Origin of the sequence: Achromobacter sp. UBA4530, from assembly GCF_002388205.1 — a bacterium.
In the GTDB taxonomy this organism is placed as follows: domain Bacteria; phylum Pseudomonadota; class Gammaproteobacteria; order Burkholderiales; family Burkholderiaceae_B; genus Achromobacter; species Achromobacter animicus.
Map to the genome: position 1 here is coordinate 1 of NZ_DGMA01000017.1, position 22,052 is coordinate 22,052.

17 protein-coding genes are annotated in these 22,052 nt (G+C 63.0%); 12 read left to right on the forward strand and 5 right to left on the reverse strand.

Annotation, left to right across the window (positions count from 1 at the left end; all coding sequences use genetic code 11):
* Positions 1 to 426 precede the first annotated feature (426 nt).
* Positions 427 to 945, forward strand: coding sequence for an Hcp family type VI secretion system effector (locus tag B2W22_RS14775; RefSeq protein ID WP_175122245.1), 519 nt, complete (start codon positions 427 to 429; stop codon positions 943 to 945).
* A 114-nt stretch (positions 946 to 1,059) separates the two neighbouring features.
* The gene (locus B2W22_RS14780) at positions 1,060 to 1,317 is read left to right on the forward strand and encodes a PAAR domain-containing protein (protein WP_175137975.1); all 258 of its coding nucleotides are present in this window, start codon (positions 1,060 to 1,062) and stop codon (positions 1,315 to 1,317) included.
* 42 nt (positions 1,318 to 1,359) lie between these two features.
* Here B2W22_RS14780 and tssM read toward each other — a convergent pair whose 3' ends face one another.
* Genes tssM through tssH form a run of 5 tightly spaced genes read right to left on the reverse strand, consistent with a single transcriptional unit; the run spans position 1,360 to position 11,467 of the window.
* Positions 1,360 to 5,157, reverse strand: a complete 3,798-nt coding sequence (gene tssM / locus B2W22_RS14785) for a type VI secretion system membrane subunit TssM (protein ID WP_349679457.1) — start codon at positions 5,155 to 5,157, stop codon at positions 1,360 to 1,362.
* Positions 5,150 to 6,598, reverse strand: coding sequence for a type VI secretion system protein TssA (tssA, locus tag B2W22_RS14790; protein WP_286938364.1), 1,449 nt, complete (start codon positions 6,596 to 6,598; stop codon positions 5,150 to 5,152). Before tssA ends, tssM begins: the two co-directional genes overlap by 8 nt.
* The gene (gene vasI / locus B2W22_RS14795) at positions 6,595 to 7,332 is read right to left on the reverse strand and encodes a type VI secretion system-associated protein VasI (protein ID WP_286938365.1); all 738 of its coding nucleotides are present in this window, start codon (positions 7,330 to 7,332) and stop codon (positions 6,595 to 6,597) included. The genes tssA and vasI overlap by 4 nt, the downstream gene beginning before the upstream one ends.
* Complete coding sequence (locus B2W22_RS14800; protein WP_286938366.1) at positions 7,329 to 8,891, reverse strand: sigma 54-interacting transcriptional regulator; 1,563 nt, start codon at positions 8,889 to 8,891, stop codon at positions 7,329 to 7,331. The genes vasI and B2W22_RS14800 overlap by 4 nt, the downstream gene beginning before the upstream one ends.
* Before the next feature lie 5 nt (positions 8,892 to 8,896).
* Positions 8,897 to 11,467: a type VI secretion system ATPase TssH gene (gene tssH / locus B2W22_RS14805; RefSeq protein ID WP_286938368.1), complete on the reverse strand. Its 2,571-nt coding sequence runs from the start codon at positions 11,465 to 11,467 to the stop codon at positions 8,897 to 8,899.
* Positions 11,468 to 11,767: 300 nt separating this feature from the next.
* On the opposite strand from tssH, the gene tssB reads away from it, so the two are divergent.
* The 10 genes from tssB to B2W22_RS14855 form a co-directional block, all read left to right on the forward strand.
* Positions 11,768 to 12,274 (forward strand): type VI secretion system contractile sheath small subunit, encoded by a 507-nt coding sequence (gene tssB, locus B2W22_RS14810; RefSeq protein WP_175184825.1) that lies wholly within the window; start codon positions 11,768 to 11,770, stop codon positions 12,272 to 12,274.
* A gap of 49 nt (positions 12,275 to 12,323) precedes the next feature.
* On the forward strand, positions 12,324 to 13,808 hold the full coding sequence (gene tssC / locus B2W22_RS14815; RefSeq protein WP_175122239.1) for a type VI secretion system contractile sheath large subunit: 1,485 nt from the start codon (positions 12,324 to 12,326) through the stop codon (positions 13,806 to 13,808).
* Between the two features lie 14 nt (positions 13,809 to 13,822).
* Positions 13,823 to 14,251, forward strand: coding sequence for a type VI secretion system baseplate subunit TssE (gene tssE, locus B2W22_RS14820; RefSeq protein WP_286938371.1), 429 nt, complete (start codon positions 13,823 to 13,825; stop codon positions 14,249 to 14,251).
* A 25-nt stretch (positions 14,252 to 14,276) separates the two neighbouring features.
* On the forward strand, positions 14,277 to 16,043 hold the full coding sequence (gene tssF, locus B2W22_RS14825) for a type VI secretion system baseplate subunit TssF (RefSeq protein ID WP_286938373.1): 1,767 nt from the start codon (positions 14,277 to 14,279) through the stop codon (positions 16,041 to 16,043).
* Entirely contained in the window at positions 16,007 to 17,026 is a 1,020-nt protein-coding gene (gene tssG / locus B2W22_RS14830; protein ID WP_175122236.1) for a type VI secretion system baseplate subunit TssG, read from the forward strand. Before tssF ends, tssG begins: the two co-directional genes overlap by 37 nt.
* A complete protein-coding gene (tagH, locus tag B2W22_RS14835) occupies positions 17,023 to 18,390 on the forward strand; it encodes a type VI secretion system-associated FHA domain protein TagH (protein WP_286938375.1) in 1,368 nt (455 codons plus the stop codon). Before tssG ends, tagH begins: the two co-directional genes overlap by 4 nt.
* Before the next feature lie 26 nt (positions 18,391 to 18,416).
* The gene (gene tssJ, locus B2W22_RS14840) at positions 18,417 to 19,397 is read left to right on the forward strand and encodes a type VI secretion system lipoprotein TssJ (protein ID WP_286938378.1); all 981 of its coding nucleotides are present in this window, start codon (positions 18,417 to 18,419) and stop codon (positions 19,395 to 19,397) included.
* Positions 19,394 to 20,731: a type VI secretion system baseplate subunit TssK gene (gene tssK, locus B2W22_RS14845; protein ID WP_286938380.1), complete on the forward strand. Its 1,338-nt coding sequence runs from the start codon at positions 19,394 to 19,396 to the stop codon at positions 20,729 to 20,731. The genes tssJ and tssK overlap by 4 nt, the downstream gene beginning before the upstream one ends.
* 1 nt (position 20,732) lies before the next feature.
* A complete protein-coding gene (icmH, locus tag B2W22_RS14850) occupies positions 20,733 to 21,608 on the forward strand; it encodes a type IVB secretion system protein IcmH/DotU (protein WP_286938382.1) in 876 nt (291 codons plus the stop codon).
* 33 nt (positions 21,609 to 21,641) lie between these two features.
* On the forward strand, positions 21,642 to 22,052 hold a 411-nt coding region (locus B2W22_RS14855), incomplete at its 3' end, for a contractile injection system protein, VgrG/Pvc8 family (RefSeq protein ID WP_286938384.1).

Below are 22,052 nucleotides of genomic sequence, written 5' to 3' on the forward strand. Positions count from 1 at the left end.
ACCGCAATCGTAGCCCCGCGCACCCAGGCCGCCGCCACGCCGGGCGTCTAAAGAACCCACCCCGCCCGAACGCCAGCCCCCCCCGAACGACCAGCTTCTCCGAGTCAGCCAAAAGCAGACCGAGCCAACTCCGACCCACCCGAGCCGTTCCCGACCCGATTTTTTCCGCTTTATTTTTAAAGACTTACCAAAGCACCGAGCCACAACTGACCCGAATCCCCACAGAAAAAACCACTTTCCCGTTTTTCGAGCAATCCGTAATCAACGATCAGCCCCGAAACCATCAATTAAGCCTTTGATAAAAAAGAGAAAACCAGCATTCAAACAAACCCTGGCACGGACTTTGCAATTAACCGGATGTCATCCCCGATGACACACCGGCCAATAAGGCCATCACGCAATAGAAACCAAACCAGGAAACAGCAAATGCCGACTCCCGCCTACATCAGCATCCAGGGCAAGACCCAGGGCAACATCACGCAAGGCGCCTTCACCGCCGACTCCGTCGGCAACGTCTACCAGGAAGGTCATGAAGACCAGATCCTGGTCCAGGAAATCGAACACCTGATCGCCACCCCCACCGACCCGCAAAGCGGCCAGCCTTCCGGCCAGCGCGTTCACAAGCCCTTCGTCTTCACCGCGCCCCTCAACAAGGCCACCCCCCTCATGTACCAGGCCCTCGCCTCCGGCGAAATGCTGCCCGAAGTCGAAGTCAAGTGGTACCGCACCTCCACCGAAGGCAAGCAAGAGCACTTCTTCACCACCAAGCTCGAAGACGCCACCATCGTCAACATCAACACCGTACTCCCGCACGCCCAGGACCCCACCAAGGCCGAGTACACCCAGCTCGTCAAGGTCGCCATGGCCTACCGCAAGATCACCTGGACCCACGCCATCGCCGGCACCGAAGCCTCCGACGACTGGCGCAAGCCCCAAGAAGCCTGATCCCAGGTTTCTTAAATAACAAGGCCGGCGCATCACGCGCCGGCCTTGTCCGTTCTGATCCGACCTCGATCGACACGGGGCTAATCAACAGCCCCAAACGTCAGGAAGCCAATCATGAAACCCATCGTTCTTGTAGGTCATCGCCATAGCTGCCCCACTCACGGCACCGGCACCGTCGTCACCGGTGCAAGCGAAGCCATCGTCAACGGCCGCGCCGTCGCCCGCATCGGCGACCGCATCAGTTGCGGCGCAATCATTCAGACCGGCTCGCCCGGCACCATCATCGAAGGACAACCCGTTGCGCGCCAAGGCGATAAAACCAGCCATGGCGGCACGCTGATCGAAGGCGAGGCCGGCTGGCTGGTCGAATGATCCATCCAGGCGTGGCAGCGCGATCGCGTTGCCACGCATCCCTCACCGGACCACGCCTACCGGCAACCCCACCTGCCGAACCACCCGCGCAGGCATGCCACCCGCCGAGGCAGCCTGCTTCCCGCCAGCCTTGCCCCCCGCACTCTGCCCTCCTGCATCGTTACCGCGCACGCCATCCTCTAGAAGCGTCTTCGGCAAGGCAAACCCCTTGAACAACGGCTGCGTGAACGGATTGTTCGCCTTCTCCGTACTGATGCGATAGCGCATACCGCCATCCGGCGCAGCAAAACTGATATCAACGCTCGAGCTCGTCGCACCGTTCAGGCGGGCCTGACTGAGCAGCCGGTATAGCGACCACGGACCGCGATAAGCCAGTCCGCTGCTGCTGCCCCCCGCATGCACCAACGTCATCCGGCTTTCATTGCTGGACGCCAGCGTATTCGGCCAGATCAACGCCGTGCTGGTCGTCGGACCGTGGTTGTAAGTCACCAACTGCCCTTCCACGCTAAGCGAGCTGCTGCGCTTGCTCGGCGCCATTCCCAACGGCTCCACATGGAACTGCACGCCCAGCGAGCCGAGGCTATTGAAGAACGCGTCCCGGATCTTCTCGGCCGCTTCAAGCTGCGTCAGCACGTCGTTGCGCACCAGATACCCGCCCAACCGCTCCGAGTACAACGCCTCAAGGTTGTCCTCGATGAACAGATTCAGATACTTCTCGCGGAACTGCTGCAAACGCCCCTGCGGGCCGAAAAACGCCGTGAAATCGTCCAACGCCACTTCCTCACGGCTCGCCGGATTGAACGGATAACGATTCGCCAACCGCTCGCGATAAAAGCGATACACGTCGATGTCCCAACGACGCTCAAGCTCACGCAATGCCTCCACCAGAATCACCCGCGACGACTCGTCGGCCAACTTGCCCACCTGACGGTTCAGCGGTTCGGGCAGACCCGCAGCAATACGCTGCAGATTGCTGATCGGATCCGGCCCTTTCAACCCGAAGCGCTCCAGCACCACGTCAAGCGCCGTCTTGCCGCGGTCCGGGCTGTCGTGCACCGTGCGGACCTTGTCTTGCACGCTACCGACCGCCACCAAAGTTTCGTCCAGGTACGACGCCCGATCGCCCTTCGCCTGCAGCAGTTGGCTCATCGGCGCAAACGCCCGCGCAATCCCGAATATCGCGCCGGTTTCGTCCTTGCCAGCTGCCACCTTTTCCGCCACGCCAGAAGCCTGCGCAACCGCTGCGCCCTTCCCGTCGAGCGCGCCCGTGACTGCAGGGGTGTTGGCGCCAAGTTCACTGTTGTCGCGCACGGTTTCCACCAGCCGGCGCAACGGCGCCGCAGGACTCGTCACCGTGCCCAGCACATTGACCGCCTCGGCAAGATCATGAAAATCCCGAACCTCAAGCTGGTTGAGGTTGCGCTGCCAGGTGTCGATGTAATCACGGCCGTAGATGGCCTGGATGCGCTCGGCCAATGCGCGCTTGTCGGCCTCCGAATAATCGATATTGCGCCGCTCGCCCAACGCCCACTGATCGATCATCGCCAGTTCGGTCAGATCCTGGCTGTGCGGCGCGAAGTAATTGTGAAATCCCTTGGCCGTCAACAGCGCGTCGATACGGCCATCGGAAGCGGGCTGTCCCGTTTCTGCCTTGGCCGCAGCCGCCGGCTGATAGACCACATCAAAGGCCGGGCCGATTTCATTGCGCAGATCCAGCGGCGCCCTGAGAAATTCGCCCGCCTGACGGCGCATCGTCATGTACACGCGCTGCGGCAACGGAATCTGCCGCAGGTCGCGCTGCACGACGGACACGCGCTGCTGGAACTGCGGCAGCAGCGTGTCGGCATACTTCATCGCGTAGTCCAGATGCCGCATCAACGCACGCTGCACCTTGTCCTCGCCGGGGAAAGCCTGTGCCCACTGCCGCCCCATCCAACGCTCCACCACCGGCGGCCGGCGGTTGGGACGATCCTCAATCATGCGGTACACGCGCAACGCCTCAAGCTGCGCATCGCTGTCGATCGAGGTGCCGTCAAGGTGCTCCATCACCCCATTGGCCAGCGCAGGCAGGAATCGCTGGGACAGCAGCGTCAAATAGGCCTGATCGACCTTCGGACCAATCTGCCATCCCTGATACAGACCCATGTCCGCCACAAGCGGCCACGCTTCCCGATAATCGCCATACACTGCCACCGCGCTGCTGATCTGATCCAGCGGCTGAAGCAGATTGCGGCCCGTCGTGTCCAGCTTGCCGTCGATGGCGTGGGCGCTATAAGCGCGGCTGCGCTCCAGAACGCTCATGGCCTTGTCCCGGTTCACTGCGTAGTAGTGATACCAGCCGCCGAGGATCACCGCGCTGCCCAGCGACGCCACTCCGAAGCGCAAGGCCAGCGCGCGGCGCTTCTCGGCACGCACACGCGGGTTGTCGCCCGCCAGGCCGGATTCGGGATAGATGACGCGCTGAAAAAGCTGCTGGGCGAAGTAAACCATCGCGCGGCCGCTGGGATGCGTGGCCGGCACGGGCTCGCGGATATCGTAGTTCTGCGAGGCAGACGCCACGAACGCGTTGGTCAGCACGCCCTGCTGATAGACCGACGACAGAAAGACGCCACGCGGCAGCGCCGGCGTGATGTAGCGATCGCTGCCCAGCACATCGGTCAGGAATTCCATCAAGAGCGGCCGCATGCCGGTCAGCTGCCGCACCAGGGAATAGAGGGCTTCCCGTTGACGCAATTCGCGGACGTCGGCCAACGCATCAAATACCTGCTCGTTCAGACGCGTCAGAAATTCGTCGTACCGCGCGCCCAGTTCATCCCGCCACGCATCGTAACGCTGCACCGAGTCCAGCGTAAACGAAAACCCAAAGATGTCCTCGCGAGCGGACTTGGACAGCCGCGCGAACAGCGGCTCGAATCCTTCAAGCAAGTCGAATTTGCTCAGCACGACATACAGCGGCGGACGCGTGCCGAGCTGGCGGCTCAGTTCGGCCAGCCGCGCGCGCAGCAACGAGGCCAGCGCCTTGCGGTCGCTGGGTTGCTGATTCAGCAGCGTGACCAGGCTGACCATCAGCACCACACCATTGAGCGGACGGCGGCTGCGATTGCGCCCCAGCCAACTCACAAAGCTATCCCACAGACGGGAATAAAGCGCCTCGGGCAGGAGCGCGGGTCCCGCAGCGTCTCCCGGCCTTGGCGCTTCCGTATTTCCGGACGCCGCAGACGCTTCAATTTCCGCCGTCACTCGCGGCTGGCTAATCAGTTCGCCCGGCGGGTCGATCAGCACCGCGTTATCGCCGATCCACCAGTCAATGCGATAGATCCGGTCCGGGTCGTCCTGCAGGCGCTGACTGCCCGCCTTGACCTCACCGGTCAACGAAAACGTCTGGCTAGACCGATTGACGAAGCTGGTTTTTCCCGCGTTTTCCTGCCCCAGCACCAGGTACCACGGAAGTTGATAAAGCGCGTTGCGGCCCTTCAGGTTTGCCTGCAGCACGCTCAGGCTCTTGTCCAGGTCCCGCTCCTGCGCCTGCACGTAGCGCAAGCAGGGATCGTCTCGCTGCTTATGCGTCTGCGCCCGCTCGGCTTCCAGCGTCAGATTCCGTTTGCGCAGCCTGATGGCCCAGACCAGCAAGGGCAGCGCAATCAGCACGAGCGTGGCCAGCACGCGCGCGGTCAGACTTGCCAGCGGTTGGTATTCATCCCAGGTCCACATCGGCCCCAACCACCAGATGGCGGCCAAGGCGAGCGCCAGCATCAGCAGCAACGCCACTGGCATGCCTTGCTTGGTCCATTTCAGTAGGGGCTGGCCATAGCGTTTCACTGTCGACCAAATCTTAAACATGGGGTTGCTCCTGTTTCTTGCATTCGATTGCGGCGTTGACGTGGCGCCCCAGCAGGCCGAACAGACTGGGCTCCCATTGCGCCGCGGATGCGTCTTGCATGATCTGATGGGCGCGGACATACAAGCCATCGGCCAGCCACGCCAATCCCCGCGCGCCGAGCAGTTCGGCGGCGATCGTGATGACATGGCAACCATGGCGCGGATCTGCTGACGTCTTCTGGATGGCTTCCAGCCGCTTGAGCATCGACTCCACCCCGTTGGCTTCCAGCACCTCGCGCAGCTCCTCGCGCAACGCCGGGTACTCATGGCCGGCGCCCAGCTTCGCGGTGTCCGCATCCGCCCCGCTGATCCACGACTGCGTTTCGCCATCGACGAAAGCGCGGCCATCAGCAAATTGCAGCTTCACCAACGCGGGCAGCTTGGCCACAAAGCGCTCGGTGGACTGGCGGATTGCCTCGGCGACGTTCTGCATTTCCAGACGGCGGGCGATACCAGCAGCCAGAAAGCTGCCCCGCAGCCAGTAAGGCGACGAAGTAATGCTTTTTTCGACGCGCTGCAGAAGCGCCGGATCGACCGCATTCGCTTTCAGCGCATCCCAATAGGCCTCCGCGGTCTCGGCGGGAACGGCCATCAGCTCCGTCCGCATCGTGTCCTTTCGAGTCGATGGCGCAATGCTCAGGTGTGCCCATAAGGCGAAGCGGCGCAGCAGATAGCCGGTCGGGTCATAGGCGTCTTGCTGGTTGATGAGGTCGGCCACGGCCAACAGCGATCGGCGCGTTTCACGCTCGTTGCCCTGCGCCATGGCCATAGGAGTGAAGAAGGCCTCGGTGATCCCGGTGGGTTGCGCCGACAGCGCCATGTGCGCATCGGCCAGCTCAGGCGCGCGTGTCGCCTCCGCCTTCAGCCGTAGCTGCGCCTCCAGGCGAGTCAGCGTCGGCACGTCCAGCTTGGATTCGCTTGCACAGCCCTGCAGCGTGTCCAAGGCCCGTTGGCCATATTTGTAGAACTCGTCGGCGTATCCCTTGCCGTCCAGTTTGGCCAGCGCCTCTCCCAGGCGCTCCAGCTGCTGGGACATCAGGCGCCGCTTGGCCGTCAACCCGGCCGCGCCTGGCTTCGGATGGCTGGTGCTCCAGTACCGGCTGGTCATGCCGGCCAACACGCCCGCCGCCTCGGCCCAGCCGCGCCAACCGCCTGAACGCATGCGAGCGGTCGCCAATTGCGCGGCAATGCGCAGGTGCTTGCACTGCGACTGCAGATACTGGCGCGATGCCGAATCCACATAGCTCCAGTCGATGGTCGCCTCTTGCAGCCCGCCGAGCTTCATCATTTCGCTTTCGACACCCTGGTAGGCGTTGTCTTCCTCGTCGAACTCGCCGGCCGGCTGATGCGGCGAGATGGGTGACAGGATGGCGTCGAGGTCCAGCGTGGGAAACGTGCTCACCAATGACAAGCCTCGCGTTGTTGCGCCATCAGCTCGTGAAGCGCCGCGGTGTCGAACGACAGTCCGTGAAACGCGGCATGGTCGCTTTCAAGCTGCATCTGCTGGGACGCGCGGGTCAGATGACGAAGCTGTTCGATCGCGACCAGGCCGCGACCCGCATCCGTGACCGTGCCGTCCTCCACGACCTGCCACGGCCGGCGGTCGGAAATCGGCCGCCCGTCCAACAGCACGCGGATGCTCACGCGGCTGACGTCCAGCGGCTCGGGGGTGATGAGCTGCAAGCGAGAAATGTTCTGCAGGCAACTGATTGCCAGCAGCGGCCGCGGCTCGCTTCCCGTCAGAGCCGGCGCCGAGATGACGACCTTGTCCTGGCCCGGTATGGCATCGCCGAAGCGCAGCAGCAGCACGCCGGCGTGATCTGCCTTGCGGCGGGATTCGTTGCGTTGCACCAGCCCGACGATGTCCGGCACCCGATCCATGGAAGGCGCGGTGGCCGATGCCGCGGCGGTCGATGCCGCGGCGACCGGTGCCGCGGCAGTCGGCGCCACGGTGGACGGTGTCGCCATTTCCGCAGCAGGAACGGGCGGTGTGCCCGCTTCGGCGTCAAAACAGGCCAACCGTTCAATTGCCGACACGATGGTCCTGCAACTACGGCCCGCCGCCACCGCGTCCGTGGCCGCGTCGCCGCCCACGAGCACGGCGGCAACCAGCAGGAGCGCCCCGAATGGCTTCATATTGCTTCCTCTCCAGTCAGATTCATATCAAGGCACTTGCGCGCCAAGGTGCGTTTGGGAATCCCCAGGCTTTGCGCGGCTACCCGACGGGAGCCCGCGGCCTGTCGCAAGCGGTCTTCCAGCAGCAAGCGCTCGAACGCGGCTAGCGCGTCGGGAAGACTTTCGGTACGCCACAGGCGCTGCAGGCGGGCTTCGCCGGAGTCATCGATTACGGGTTTGTGCGCGCCATCTGTCAGCTCAACCAGCCGGTTGGTCTGGATGCGCTTGCCGGGCGGCGTTCGCTCCGCGGCCGCAAGCACCAGACTGCGCAGCTCGCGGACGTTGCCGGGAAACCGATGACGTTGGAGCTGTGCAATCGCGTTGTCGGAAATGCCGGCGACTCGGCCGGGGAATGCCCGGTTGTGCTCGAGCAGAATGTGCGCGACCAGCGCCGGAACGTCTTCAAGGCGCTCGCGCAGGGGCGCAATGTGCAGCGTCAGTTGGCAGACACGGAAGTACAGGTCCTCTCGGAACCGCCCGTCCCGCACCAGTTCAAGCAAAGACCGATGGGTGGCGCAGATCAGCCGAAAGTTGGACGGCAGCTCTCGCGTTGCGCCCACCGGCCGGTACTTCTTTTCGTTGAGCAGGCGCAACAGCGCGCCCTGCAGGCTCAGCGGCATATCCCCGATTTCGTCCAGAAACAACGTGCCGCCATCGGCTTCCGCGACCAGCCCCGTCCGCGCCTGCGTGGCCCCGGTGTAGGCGCCACGGGTTGCGCCGAAGAGTTCCGCTTCAATCAGGTCCTTCGGGATGGCCGCGCAGTTCACCGGCACGAACTTGCCCTTGCGCGCGGATGCCTGGTGGATCAGCCAGGCGGCATGGTCCTTGCCCGAGCCCGTTTCTCCGGTGACCAGCAGCGACAAGGAAGAGTCGGCGAAACGCAGCATGTCTTCGCGTAGCCGCCGCGCAATCTGCCCGGTGCCGACAAAGCCGGTTGACAGCAGACGCCGGCGTCCGCGCGTCTCGGACTGCTGGTGGTGCATGGTCTGGCGCGTCCGCGTCAGCTCGACTGAACCAAGCCGATCGAGCAGACCATTCAAGACGGCGTCATACAACCTGCACAGTTCCTGCCAAGTGGGGTCCGCCGTCCAGGACCTGAGCCCGGACGCCGCTCCCGCCAGGAACAACACCGCCACAGCCTTCTGACGCGCATCCAGCAGCGGCACCACCAGCCATGCCTCTGCGGCAGCGAGCCGCTCGCGGAGTTCCTCATAGCCGCCCGCGACGCCGAACATGCTGTCCAGACGTGCGACATGACGGGCCTGAGCGGTGGTCAGGCAGTGGGTGATGGGGTTGTCGAGATCGAGCAAGGAGTATGCCGGCAACAGGTCCAGCGCGACGCCATGACTGGCGATCGGCCGGATGCTGTCACCGGCCGCCTCGCGCCAGTAGCAGACCCCGTAACGTATCCCCGGCGCCGAACAAACGGCTTTAAGGAACCGGTCGGCCAGGGACGCAATGCCGCTGGCCTGGACCAACGTCCGGGCGAGCGCGGCGGCGCCTTGAGCACTCAAGGACATTGCGCTTACTCCACCACGGCGACGAAGGCCGCACCATTCCAGGTGATTGCGGAACGGCGGAAACGCTGCCCGCTGGCCAGGCACTTCAGCACAGCCAGCGACAACGGCGGCAGCATGTCGCCGTCGATGCTGGCATCCAGCAGCCGTGCGCCATTCTGGTGACGCAGGCAACGCGCGCGCAATTCATCCCGTGCTGATGTCTCGATCGTCAATTTCGCGCTGTAGCGGTCGCTGAACTGTCTTTCGATGCGTTGCAGGCGGCTTTCGACGATGTCGGCAAGCGTGGCCTCGTCCAGATAGCAAAATGGCACGACCTGCATGCGCGCCAACAGTGCCGGCTTGAAGAATCTTGCAAGGTGTTCGCGCAGCGCCTCGGTGTCGAGGTCGGCAAGCGGGCCGCCGTCCTGATCGAAGCCCAGGTTCGAGGTCAGGAAGAACAGCACGTTCTGGCAGTCGATGCGACGGCCTTCGCCGTCGGCAAGCTCGCCTTTGTCGAAGGCCTGATAGAAGATGTTGAGCACCTCCGGGTGCGCCTTCTCGACTTCATCCAGCAGCACCACCGAATAGGGCCGCTTACGGATGGCCTCGGTCAGTACACCGCCTTCGCCGTAACCGACGTATCCCGGCGGGGCCCCCAACAGGCGCGACACGGTGTGCTTCTCTTGATACTCCGACATGTTGATAGTGGTCAGGAACTGCTCGCCGCCAAACAACGCGTCGGCGACGGCCAAGCCAGTTTCTGTTTTCCCCACCCCGCTTGGCCCCACCAGCAGGAAGGCGCCCATCGGTGTCCCGGGGCGCCGCAGATCGGCCATGGCGGTCAACAGGCGCCGGTGCACCGTGTCGATGGCGGCGTTCTGCCCCTTGACGCGTTGACGTAGCGTCTCGGGCAGCTTGTCCAGGCGGTGGAACTGGTCGCTGTTGATTGTGGCGGCGGGAATTCCGGTCCAGTCCGCAATCACCTGAGCAATCTGCTCGGCGCCCACGTCTGCATACAACAAGGCGCCGCTGCGTTGAAGGTCGGCCAATTGCGCGACCAGCGCTTCCAGCCGCTGTGACGTGTCTTCCTGGATCTCGCCCGCGCGCAGGGAAATGATCTCGTCAATCAGCGTCTTCTGCCGCTGCCACGCGGCCTGCATCTGTTCGATGGAGTCCTGAATCTGCTGCCGCGCGACATCCAGCGCGGCCAGCCTGCCGGTATCCGGCTTTCGTCCGGCGCGGGCATCCCGCCAGAGCTGGTCGGCCTCGGCATCCACCTGCCGCAGTTCGTTTTCCAGTGAAGCGAGGCGTCGCGGTGATTCGGCCAACGCCGTCGCCACTCGGGCGCATGCCGTGTCCAGAACGTCGATCGCCTTGTCCGGCAATTGGCGGCCAGAGAGATAACGTGCCGACAACGCCGCAGCAGCCTTCAGCGCATCGTCGGCGATATAGACCTGATGCGCGTCCTCATAAATGCCACGCAGGCCGCGCAGGATATGCACGGCCTGCTCCACGCTGGGCGCGTCCAGTTTCACCAGTTGAAAACGCCGCGTGAGCGCGGGATCCTTTTCGAAGTATTTTTTGTATTCGGACCAGGTCGTGGCGGCGATCGTGCGCAGTTCTCCGCGCGCGAGAGCGGGCTTCAGGAGATTCGCCGCATCGCTGCCGCCTGCCGCGTTACCGGCCCCGATCAGCGTGTGCGCCTCGTCGATAAACAGGATGATGGGCTTGGACGCATGCTTGACCTCGTCGATGACAGCCTTCAAGCGCTTTTCGAACTCGCCTTTGACAGAGGCGCCGGCTTGGAGGGCGCCTAGATCCAGCCCCCACAACGTCACGTCGCGCAGCGGCGCAGGAACGCGCTGCTCGACAATGCGCCGTGCCAGGCCCTCGACCACGGCGCTTTTTCCGACGCCAGCTTCGCCCACCACAATCGGATTGTTTTTGCGGCGGCGCGAAAGAATGTCGATCATCAGATCGATCTCGGCGTCCCGGCACAAAACCGGATCGATTTTGCCCGCGCGCGCCTGGGCCGTGAAATCTTGGCCGTATTTGCTGAGCGCGCTGTCGGAGGCCGCCGTTGCCGATTGCGTTGGCGATGAATCTTCCAGGACGGGCGCTTCCGACGAACCGGCCAGCAATTCGCGAAAACGTTTGCGCAGCGTTTCGCGATTAATCGAGTCGAACAACCGGATCGCGGGAAACGGCAGGTATCGCCCCGGATTCAGCAACGCGGCCAGCAGCAGCGCGCCAGTCCGTATTTCGGTTTGCTCCAATTCCACCGAGCTTAATAGCCAGGCGTCCTGCATCAATTCGAGCAGCAAGGGAGAAAACGAGGGATATGCATGCCCCAGCCCTGCGTCGAGTTTCGGAAACGTGCTGGCTAATGCCTCACGCAACGCATCCAGATCGAATTCCGTATTTGCCAGAACGCAGCGCACATCACATTTTGGCTGTTCCAGAAATTTATAGAGCAGGTGGGCAACCGTGACCTCTGCGCCGTGCTGGCGGATGCAGAGACTGCCGGCTTCCTCGAGCGCGTGTCGCGCCACCGGGTGCAATCGGTCAAGCAAGGCAGACAGATCAACGGAAATCATGCCGGATATTCCTCGTGGCCATGGGTTTTCTCACCATTTATTGTTTAAGCGCTACAGAAACCGAGCGCATTAAGAAACCACAGCCCGAGGAGCGCATCAATCGGACTAATTCGAATATCAGCCGGCCAACTTTCTTTTCTTATTGCCGCGCATATTTCCCATACGAATCCGAACAATCCCAACAGCTTTTCGAACTTTTCATATGTTCGAAGCTTTAACCCGCGGATCAGAATAGGCAGCTTTTTTTTGCTTCATATCTCCATGCGCTAGCGTCGTTTGAATATCTAAAAGGAGTGACCCATGGCATCGAAAGTTGGTTCAGTTGCACCAAAAGAACGGATCAATATCCGCTATATCCCCGCCACAGGCGACGAGCAAGAGGAAATTGAACTCCCGCTCAAAGTGATGGTGCTCGGAGACTTCAAGGGGCATGCCGACGAAACGCCGCTGGAAGATCGCCCCGCTGTCCAGATCAATAAGGACACCTTCAACGAAGTCATGGCCGAAGCCGGCCTCAGCCTCAAAGTCGACGTCCCGGCCACGCTCGAAGAAGGCAGCGAAAGCGACACGCTCAGCGTCAACCTGCAATTCAAGAGCATCAAGGATTTCGGTCCTGACGCGATTGCCCGCCAGGTCCCCGAACTGAAGAGCCTGCTGGAACTGCGCGAAGCGCTCGTGGCGCTGAAGGGCCCCATGGGCAACATCCCGGCGTTCCGCAAGCAGATCCAGACCCTGCTGGGTGACGACAGCGCACGCGGCAAGCTGGCCCAGGAACTCGACCAACTCCTGGCGGCGCCGCAGGCGTGACGCCCGGCACCGTCTCAACCGCACTCTTCAGGTTTTCAAGGACGCACCGATGACCAAAGCCCAAACCGCCGAGATCCAGGAACACGCCGCCAGCCAGCCCCCAGGGGGATTGCTGGCGCAAATCATGGCCCAGACCCGCATCGAGCCCAGCCAGGAGGGCTATGCGGTCGCCGAGCGCGGTGTCGCCGCATTCGTGTCCGAGATGCTCAAGTCCGACTCCCGCGAGCAACCGATCAACAAGCAACTGGTGGACCAGATGCTTGCCGCGATCGACCGCAAGCTCAGCAAGCAGATGGACGCCATTCTTCATCAGCCGGAATTCCAGCAGCTTGAATCCATCTGGCGCGCCTTGTTCGACTTCGTGCAGCGCACGGACTTCCGCGAAAACATCCAGGTCGTGTTCGTGCCGGTCACCAAGGACGAACTGCTGGAAGACTTTGAAAGCGCTGCCGACATCACCCGCAGCGGCTTGTACAAACATGTGTACACCGCGGGCTACGGCCAGTTCGGCGGCCAGCCGATCGGCTGCATGATCGGCAACTACAACTTCGGTCCCTCCGCGCCCGACATCAAGCTGCTGGGCTACCTGGCCTCCGTCGGCGCCATGGCGCATGCGCCCTTCCTTGGCGCGGCCGGACCCGAAATGCTCAATCTGGAATCCTTCGAAGAGCTGCCCAACCTGAAGGAAGTCAAAGACATCTTCGAAGGCCCGCGCTTTGCCAAATGGCGCAGCCTGCGTGAATCCGAAGACTCGCGCTACCTGGGCCTGACCATGCCTCGCTACCTGCTGCGCCAGCCGTACGATCCGCTGGAAAACCCCGTGCGCAGCTTCGCCTACGAAGAAACCATCGACGGCGATCACCGCAACTACCTGTGGGGCAACACGGCATTCCTGATGGGCAGCCGCGTCACAAACAGCTTCGCCAAGTTCCGCTGGTGCCCGAACATCATCGGTCCGCAGTCCGGCGGTGCGGTGGAAGACCTGCCCATGCACCTGTACGAATCCTTGGGACAACTGCAGGCCAAGATCCCCACGGAAGTCCTGGTCTCCGACCGCAAGGAATTCGAACTATCCAGCGAAGGCTTCATTCCGCTGACCATGCGCAAGGACAGCGACAATGCCGCGTTCTTCTCGGCCAATTCGGTGCAAAAGCCCAAGGTGTTCCAGAAGACGCCCGAAGGCCTGGCCGCGCAGACCAACTACATGCTGGGCACGCAGCTTCCCTATATGTTCATCATCAATCGCCTGGCGCACTACATCAAAGTGCTGCAGCGCGAGCAGATCGGCAGCTGGAAGGAACGGCAGGACCTGGAGCGTGAACTCAACAACTGGCTGCGCCAGTATGTCGCCGACCAGGAAAGCCCCACCAGCGACGTCCGAAGCCGCCGTCCGCTGCGCGCCGCCCGGGTCGTCGTGCAAGACGTGGCCGGCAATCCTGGCTGGTATCAGGTGGCGCTGTCGGTTCGTCCGCACTTCAAGTACATGGGCGCCAGCTTCGAACTGTCGCTGGTCGGCCGCCTGGACAAGGACTGACAGGGAGCCGAGCCATGCCCCGGTCCCCAGGGCGCGGAAGTCTGTTCGAACGCCTAGATTCGGACCTTCCGCCGCGGCGCAATCGCACCCGCCAGGAAATGGCGGCCGAGCGTATCCGCGCCATCAAGCGCCAGTTGGAATGGATCCTCAATTCCCGCCAGGGCAGCTCGCAGAGCAGCCCTGGTTTGGGATTGCGCGATCTGAACGACGCGGCCATCGGCGCCGTCGACCTGCGCCAACAGGTCTGTCTGGACATCCACGCCGCGGTGGCCGCCTACGAGCCACGCGCGCACGTTGTCGAAGTCAGACCGCTTCCCGGGACGGACGCGTCGCTGAACCTCGGCTTTCGGCTGGTCTGCCGGGTGCCGGTGAACAACCTGGAAGAGCAGGTGGAAATCAGCCTGCTCTTTCACCATCAAGGCCGACAGGTCAGGGTGACCTAGCACGTAGCCATGGGAGGCTGACCGGATGCCGTTGAAGGGAAAATTCCGCGAGGAACTGGATTACCTGCGCCGCTTGCGGCGCGTCTTCGCACGCAACAACCCGCAGCTGGCGCCGTTTCTTGGCGAGGAAGCGACCGACCCCGACGTCGAGCGCCTGATGGAAGGCTTTGCGTTCCTGACCGCAAAGCTGCGCCTCAAGATCGAGGACGATTTTCCTGAATTGACGCATTCGCTGCTGCAGATGCTATGGCCCAACTATCTGCGGCCCCTGCCCAGCGCCACCATCATGCAGTTCGAACCCACCGACCATTCCATCACTGGCCGCCAGACCGTGCCGCGCGGCACCGGCATTCAGTCGCGGCCCGTAGACGGCGTGCAATGCCAGTTCCGCACCTGCCAGGACGTTTCTATATTCCCCTTCGACGTGGCCGACGTGAATGACGGCCATTCGCTAGAAAAGTCGATCGTCCGCGTCGACCTCGCCACCATGAGCAAGAACCCGCCCAACACCTTCGGCTGCGACAAACTGGATTTCTATCTGAGCGGCAGCGATTACACCGCGCAGACGCTCTACCTGTGGCTGGCGAAGTACCTGGGCGAGATCCGCATGGAGTCCGCAGGTACGGTGCGCCAGATACCGGTCAATCAGATCGGCTTTCCCGGATTCCATTCCGACGCCGCCTTGCTGCCGTACCCCAAGAACGCCGTGGATGGCTACCGCATCCTCCAGGAATATTTTCTTTTCCCCAGGCGCTTCTATTTTTTCTCCCTGACGCACCTGCTCGAATTCTGGCCGGACCAGCCCACGACAAACGTGCGCATCGAGTTCCACTTCACGCGGCCCATGCCGGCGGACGTGCGCGTACGCAAGGGCGACATCGCGCTGTACTGCACGCCCGCGGTAAACCTGTTCGAACACGATGCCGAACCCATCCGCCTGACCGGCAAGGCTGCCGAGCACCGCCTCATGCCCGGCGGGCAGCGGGCCGATGCGTACGAAATCTTCAGTATCGACAAGGTCGATGGATGGAAGAACGGCGACAGCGCGCAACCCGGCGAATGGCTGCGCACCTACGAACCCTTCGAATCGCTGCGCCATCAGATCGAACACGAACGCGGCCGCACCACGCTGTATTACCGCACGCGCCTGTCGTCATCCCTGGTCGATTCCGGCGTCGAGCACCGCATCGCCTTCGTGCGCGGAGACGATCACCAATACATCGGGCGGGAAGAGACGGTGTCGCTCGCGCTGACGTGCACCAACCGCGATTACCCGCTGGCGCTGGGCGTGGGCGATATCCGCGAGGGGTTGCGGGACACCCCGGCGTTTGTCCGCTTCAGAAACCTGACCACGCCCACGCCGCCGTACCGTCCGGTCCTGGATGGCGATCTGCACTGGAGCCTGATCTCCAACCTCTCGCCCACTTACCTGTCGCTGCTGTCGGCCGAACCGCTGAAGGCGATCATCGGCAACTACGACTTCTCGGCACACCACGATATTCAGCGCGCCCGCACCACGCAAAAGCGCCTGGACGGCCTGCAGGAAGTGGTCAGCAAGCCCATTGACCGGATGTACAAGGGCCTGCCGATCCGGGGCACCCGCACCCTTTTGAAGCTGGACCAGAACGGCTTCTCCTGCGAGGGCGATCTCTACCTGTTCGGCACGGTGCTCAGCCACTTCCTGTCGCTGTACGCCAGCCTGTCGTCGTTCCACGTGCTGGAAGCGATCAACACCACCAATCAGGAGCACTACGCATGGCCCATGCGCAGCGGCACGCAGCCCCTGATCTAAGCGACGCATTGCTGGCCGAGGCCAAAAGGCATGACTTCTTTTGCCTTCTGGAACGCCTGCATGCGCTGCACGAGGACGATCTGGAATCGCCCGACAGCTTCGATGCCGATCACCAGCGCGTTTTGCTCGGCAATCACGCCGGGCTTGGCTTTCCGGCCTCCGACGTCGCCCTGGCCGAACGGCTGGAAAATCACGTTCCGCACCAGTACCGGGTGCAGGCCACGTTCTTCGGCATGCACGGCACGGATTCCCCGCTGCCCAGCTATTACCTGGACCGTCTGGCCTACGAGGCCGGCCAAGGCGTGGGCATCCGCCCGGCATTCCTGGACTTCTTCAATCATCGCCTGCTGACGCTACTGCACCAGGCCTGGCGCAAATACCGGTACTACATCCGCTTCCGGCGCGGTGCGGACGATCAGTTCTCGCGGCGGATCTTCGCGCTGATCGGCCTGAAGCATGACGCGACCCGCGGCGACACGCCAATCGCCTGGAGCCGGCTGCTGAGCTTCGCAGGCGCCGTGGTCCTGCGCAGCCGCTCGCCGACCATGCTGGCCGGGCTGATCGCGCATTGCTTTGATCTGAAGGACGTGCAGATCCGCGATTTCGAACTGCGCCACACGCTCATCGACGACGCCGACCGCATCCGGCTCGGCCGGCGCAACGGCCAGCTCAGCGAAAGTTTCCAGATCGGCGACAGCGTCCGTACCCGGCACTGCAGCTTCGTCATCGTGATATCGGGCCTGAGCCAGGACCGTTTCCGGGAATTCCTGCCGGCAGGCGAAAACTTCGAGCGCCTGCGCCAGCTGGTCGTGTTCCTGCTCCGTGACCCGGTGCCCTGCGACCTCGAACTTGGCCTGCGTCAGGACGAAGTTCCTCCCTTCAATCTTCGGCACGCCGACGGCACCCAATTGGGGTGGACCAGCTTTCTCGAACAGCCGGCCACGCCCCTTCCGCCGCCCGTCAGAGTCACTCTGCGCACATGAAACCGACATCCTCCAATCATCGTCTCGCCCTGGTGGTCGATAACCCGCAAGTCCTGCAGAAAGGGAGCCAGCCCCGGTGCATGTTTGACACCGCTGGCGGCACGATCGGCGCCAACGGGGCGGACTGGATCCTGCATGACCGGTCTGGCCGCGTGCAGTCCATTCACTGCGAGGTTCGCTACGAGGACGGCAGTTACTTCGTCATTGACCGCTGCGGCCAGACGCGAGTGAACGACCAGACGGATCCGCTGGGCGCACTTGTCGGCGCCCGGCTGCGCGGGGGAGACATCCTTCATGTCGGTCCCTATCGCCTGACGGTCAACCTGGATGACGAGACCTACAACCTGCCAGACCCTGCCCGGCATCTGGCTGAACATGATGTGACCGAGTTGCTGGGGACGTCGAATGAACCTATCGACGCCCTTCCCAAGCACCGCAACGATGTCCCTACGCCAAACCAGGCCGACGAGCATGGTTGGCGCGAGTTCCACGCCTTGTCGGAGACGCCGTCGCAGGGACGCCTGGATCCCTTGCTGGCGCTTGAAGAGGCGGCTCGCTCGGATTCCGCCTCGTCCGGCGATGCCGCTGTGCTGGATTCCCGGCACTACGGACAAACCCAATTGGCCGCGCAGGCCGACCTGTCCACCACCCGATTCGAAGCCGTATCCGGCTCCCCTTTGCATGCCTTCGGAGATCGCCCCATGTCGGGACCCCCCCCTTCTTCTGCAGCCCCTGGCGCATCCGATCAATGGATCCAGAGTCAGTTCAGTCAGACTGGCGATGCGGCGGGCCTTGTGGGGCCGCTGGTCGAGGGTCTGGGCGCGCCGGTAGGAGCGTTGGACCCGCACGCCGCGCATGCCTTGCTGTTCGAGGCCGGCACCACCCTCGCCGCGCTCATCCGCGGACTCGCCGCGCTGAACCGCACGCCAGAAGGCCAGGGACTGGCGCTGGCCAAACGCACCCTGCAGCCCATCGAAGACAATCCGCTGCGTCTCGCGCAGACCTACCCGGAGACCGTGCGCGCGCTCTTCTCCCGGGACCGCAGCATGGTTCACCTGTCGCCCACCGCCGCCGTCGAGGAATCGCTGGAACAGATCGGCGAACAGCATCGCGCGATGCTCAAGGCAGTTGCCGCGGGCCTGAACGCATTGCTGCAGGCATTCGCGCCCGACCAGCTTGAACGCCGCTTCGCCCGGTACCGCTCCGGCCAGCACCCCGAGGCATTGCCCGGCGATTGGGCATGGCAGATGTACCGGCATTACTACGAAGAGCTCAAATCCAGCCGGCAGCAGGGGTTCGACAAACTGTTCTGGGAAGTCTTTGACCAGGCCTACGACCAGGCGCTGCGCAAGGAAGAACCATGAGGCCAGCAGTTGGACTCTTGTGCATCGTGGCGTTGCTGTCCGGCTGCACCACGGTCGGCAACGTGCTCACCAAGACGGGTCAGATCCTGATGGATCCGAGCATTCAGGTGGGCCCGCCCGAAGATCAGCCGACGCAAGTGGCGCTGAGTCTGTACGCCGCCAAAGACGTAAATCCCAATCCCGTGGCCGAGCCGGACGTCGATCCGGCTTCGTCTATGTCGGATGAACGGTCGTTCTCGGTCAATGTGCAGGGCGAATCCCGCGAAGACCTGGTTCTCAGTCTGCAGACGTTGCTAGATCACTTGCATCAAGAGGCCTCGACGGCAGCGACATCTGAAGACCGGCCAAGTACGTTGGTCAGGTCCGGATTCACCAGAACATTCAAGCCGCGCTCCGTCGCCGTCAGTCCCGCGCTTGAACGCCTGTGGGCAGACAGCGTGGCGACGAGCCGAGCCCCCTTTCCTGTGCAATGGCACTTGCGCAAAAGTGAAGACGCGCAGGATTCGGCTGCCGGGATTGGCATTGGCGCGACCAGTCCCGATCTCGATGTCGCGTTGGGCCAATATCGCGATGGCGTACCCCTTGCGCCCGCAGCGGCGCTTGCGGCCAAGGATCACGTCAACGCCACGCCCATCGCCTTTCGCGTAATTCAGCTCAAGGACGATTCGCTGCTGGAGAACGCCGATCCCGATCTGGTCCGCAGCGCCCCGAAAAAGGCGTTGGGAAGCACGTACATCACGGCCGACGACTACATGCTCGCGCCCGGCCAATTCAAGTTCATCAACTATCACGAGCTGGACCAAGACACCCATTACGTCGCCGTCGTCGCAGCCTTCAACGCACCCGATGCGCAACGTTGGTACGACGTTTTCCGGGTGGAACCGCGCAGCCGCAAGTACGCCTTGCTGGTCACCCTGCAAGACACCCGCGTCGCCATCACCGACGAAAACCACCGGCCCGAAAAGACCGCTCCGCGCCCGCGCAATCAAGCGAGAAAACAGCCATGACCAGCCGCAATCCCGTCGTTTGGGGCGAAGGGCAATTCGTCAAACCCCAGCATTTCCAGCAGACAGACCGCTACCTTGAGCACTACATCAACGTGCGCATGGGAAGCCGATATTGCTACGGCTTTTCCGAGCTGGAGCTAAATCAGGAGTTCCTGTCGTTCGGCAAGATCTCCATCGTGCGGGCCCGCGGCATCATGCCCGACGGCACCGCCTTCAACATTCCGCACGACCAGCCGCCGCCCGAACCGCTGTCGATTCTGGACGCAACGGCCGCCAACCAGACGGTCTACCTGACCTTGCCGCTACGTTCGGACGGCATATCCGAGGTCCGCTGGCCCGATACGCTGGGCAATGCCCGCTACATCCATCGCACGGAAGACATCCGCGACACCCATAGCCATCAGGGTAATCACACGCCCATCGCCCTGGCCGTGCCCAACCTGCAACTGGCGCTGGAGCGCGACGACCGCAGCGCCTTCACCGGCCTGGCGCTGACCCGCATTCTGGACCGCCGCCCCGATGGCGGCCTGCTGCTGGACAGCGACTTTCACATCACGGGCATGTACCTCCAGGCCATCCGGCCGCTGGCGCATTTCATGGAAGAGATCGCCGCGCTGATGCACGAGCGCGCGAAAAGCATCGCGCACCGGATCGGATCTCCCGGCCAATCCGGGGTCGCGGATATCACCGACTTCAACCTGCTGCAGTCGCTGAACCGCTGGCAGCATCTGTTCCGGCATCTGGCCCGCGACGCGGACGTCCGTCCGGTCGATGCGTATCTGGCGTGCGGTCAAGCGTGTGGCGAACTGACCACCTTCACCGACGAGGGCCGGCTGCCGCAGGACTACCCCGCGTATCAGCACGACTCGCCGCAGGCGTCGTTCCGCATGCTGAAGGAGACCCTGCGCCGCGTGCTCAGCACCGTGTTGCAACCCCGCGCCGTGTCGCTCCCGCTGGACATGCAGGGTCACGGCGTCTACACCGCGCAACTCCACGACCCCAGCCTGCCGCAAAGCGCCGACTTCATCCTGGCGGTGCGTGCGCGCATGCCCCTGGAACAGATGCGACAACAGTTCGTGCGCCAGGCCAAGGTGGCGTCGCATCAACTGCTGCAGGAGTTGATCCGCCTGCAGTTGCCCGGCGTGCCGTTGATGACGTTGCCCGTCGCGCCGCGTCATCTGCCTTTCCATGCCGGCTTCACTTATTTCCAGCTCGACCGGTCGCATCCGCATTGGCAGCGCCTGATGCCACAAGGATCATCCGGCTTCGGCTTCCACATCACCGGCGACTTCCCGGAGCTGGAGTTGCAGTTCTGGGCCATTCGGAGTCAATGAGATGAGCCAAACCGTGGTGGTCGGCAACGACCGTATCGACACGCCTTCCAATCGTTCCTCCCTGCCCGACGTGCCCGAAGACTTCATGCGCGCACCGCGTGATCCCATCGTTCATGACCCCGAGCGTGTCCTATACGACGGCGTGTTTCGCACCAATGCAGACGAGGACCTGCAGTTTCAATTGCGCGGCCATAGCATCAACCCGCTGGTGGACATCGCCCAGCCGCTCTTCGGTCTGGTGATTCGACTACGCCGCATGATGGACCTGCCGCAGGAAGATGTCAGCCGGCTCTATGAGAACGTGCGGGACCATATCACTGCGCTGTCCGAAGAAGTCCGGCAGCTTGGCTACGACGGGGCGACGCAACTGTCATTCCGCTATGCCCTGTGCGCCTTCATCGACGAGGCGGTAATGGCCACGCCGTGGGGGGTGGGATCGCGCTGGAAGGGCCGGTCACTGCTCAGCTACCACCACAACGAAACCTGGGGCGGCGAGAAGTTCTTTACGGTGCTGGCGCGCATGCAGATGGACGCGGCCAAATACCGCGATGCGCTCGAGTTCAAGTATCTGTGCCTGTGCCTGGGTTACCAGGGCAAGTATGGTCAGCAGCACAACAACAAAGACACGCTCAACGCCATCATCACCAAGCTGCATGAGCAGCTTCGGCAACTGCGAGGAGACGCGCCCGAGCGGCTGGTGGACGCACCCGCCAACATCGCCAGGCTTCGTCGCAAGCTTCACCGCCAGTGGCCGCTGTGGACGCCTTGGGCGGTGGCGGCGGCCGTTATCGCCGGCGCCTATCTGTACTTCTCCGTGAAACTCGGCGCCGCCACGCAGATGGTGCTGGATTCGCTAGAGAGCATCCTCAAGCAGTGACCTGGCTCGCACCGAAACGGAGATAAAGACACCATGCCCACGCAATCTGATCTGCGCTTTACATTCGCCATCGGCGACGAGTCCTTTGAGGTTGTCGAATTCACGTTGCAGGAGGGGTTGTCCGAGACTTTCCTGCTGGAAGTGGACCTGGCCAGCGGCAACCACGCCATCGATTTCGGCGCAGTCCTGGACCGCGCCGCGTTGCTTACGATCTGGCACGGCGCCACGCCCGTGCGCTACGTGCACGGCGCGGTCTCGTCGTTCGTCCAGGGCGACACGGGTTTTCGGCGTACGCGCTACTCGGCGGTTGTCGAGCCGCGCCTGGCGCGGCTAAAGCTCAGCTCCGACTGGCGTATCTTCCAACGCCAGAGCGTGCCGCAAATCACCGAGGCGGTGCTCAAGGCGCATGGTCTTACCCAGGATTACGAGCTGCGCGGCACCACC

Excerpts from the sequence above, each read along its gene's own strand:
- B2W22_RS14800 (WP_286938366.1), bottom strand. The coding sequence starts at position 8,891 with ATGTCCTTGAGTGCTCAAGGCGCCGCCGCGCTCGCCCGGACGTTGGTC.
- vasI (WP_286938365.1), bottom strand. The coding sequence starts at position 7,332 with ATGAAGCCATTCGGGGCGCTCCTGCTGGTTGCCGCCGTGCTCGTGGGC.
- B2W22_RS14780 (WP_175137975.1), top strand. The coding sequence starts at position 1,060 with ATGAAACCCATCGTTCTTGTAGGTCATCGCCATAGCTGCCCCACTCAC.
- tssC (WP_175122239.1), top strand. The coding sequence starts at position 12,324 with ATGACCAAAGCCCAAACCGCCGAGATCCAGGAACACGCCGCCAGCCAG.
- tssH (WP_286938368.1), bottom strand. The coding sequence starts at position 11,467 with ATGATTTCCGTTGATCTGTCTGCCTTGCTTGACCGATTGCACCCGGTG.
- tssK (WP_286938380.1), top strand. The coding sequence starts at position 19,394 with ATGACCAGCCGCAATCCCGTCGTTTGGGGCGAAGGGCAATTCGTCAAA.
- tssM (WP_349679457.1), bottom strand. The coding sequence starts at position 5,157 with ATGTTTAAGATTTGGTCGACAGTGAAACGCTATGGCCAGCCCCTACTG.
- tssG (WP_175122236.1), top strand. The coding sequence starts at position 16,007 with ATGGCCCATGCGCAGCGGCACGCAGCCCCTGATCTAAGCGACGCATTG.
- tagH (WP_286938375.1), top strand. The coding sequence starts at position 17,023 with ATGAAACCGACATCCTCCAATCATCGTCTCGCCCTGGTGGTCGATAAC.
- tssE (WP_286938371.1), top strand. The coding sequence starts at position 13,823 with ATGCCCCGGTCCCCAGGGCGCGGAAGTCTGTTCGAACGCCTAGATTCG.
- icmH (WP_286938382.1), top strand. The coding sequence starts at position 20,733 with ATGAGCCAAACCGTGGTGGTCGGCAACGACCGTATCGACACGCCTTCC.
- B2W22_RS14775 (WP_175122245.1), top strand. The coding sequence starts at position 427 with ATGCCGACTCCCGCCTACATCAGCATCCAGGGCAAGACCCAGGGCAAC.
- tssB (WP_175184825.1), top strand. The coding sequence starts at position 11,768 with ATGGCATCGAAAGTTGGTTCAGTTGCACCAAAAGAACGGATCAATATC.
- tssF (WP_286938373.1), top strand. The coding sequence starts at position 14,277 with ATGCCGTTGAAGGGAAAATTCCGCGAGGAACTGGATTACCTGCGCCGC.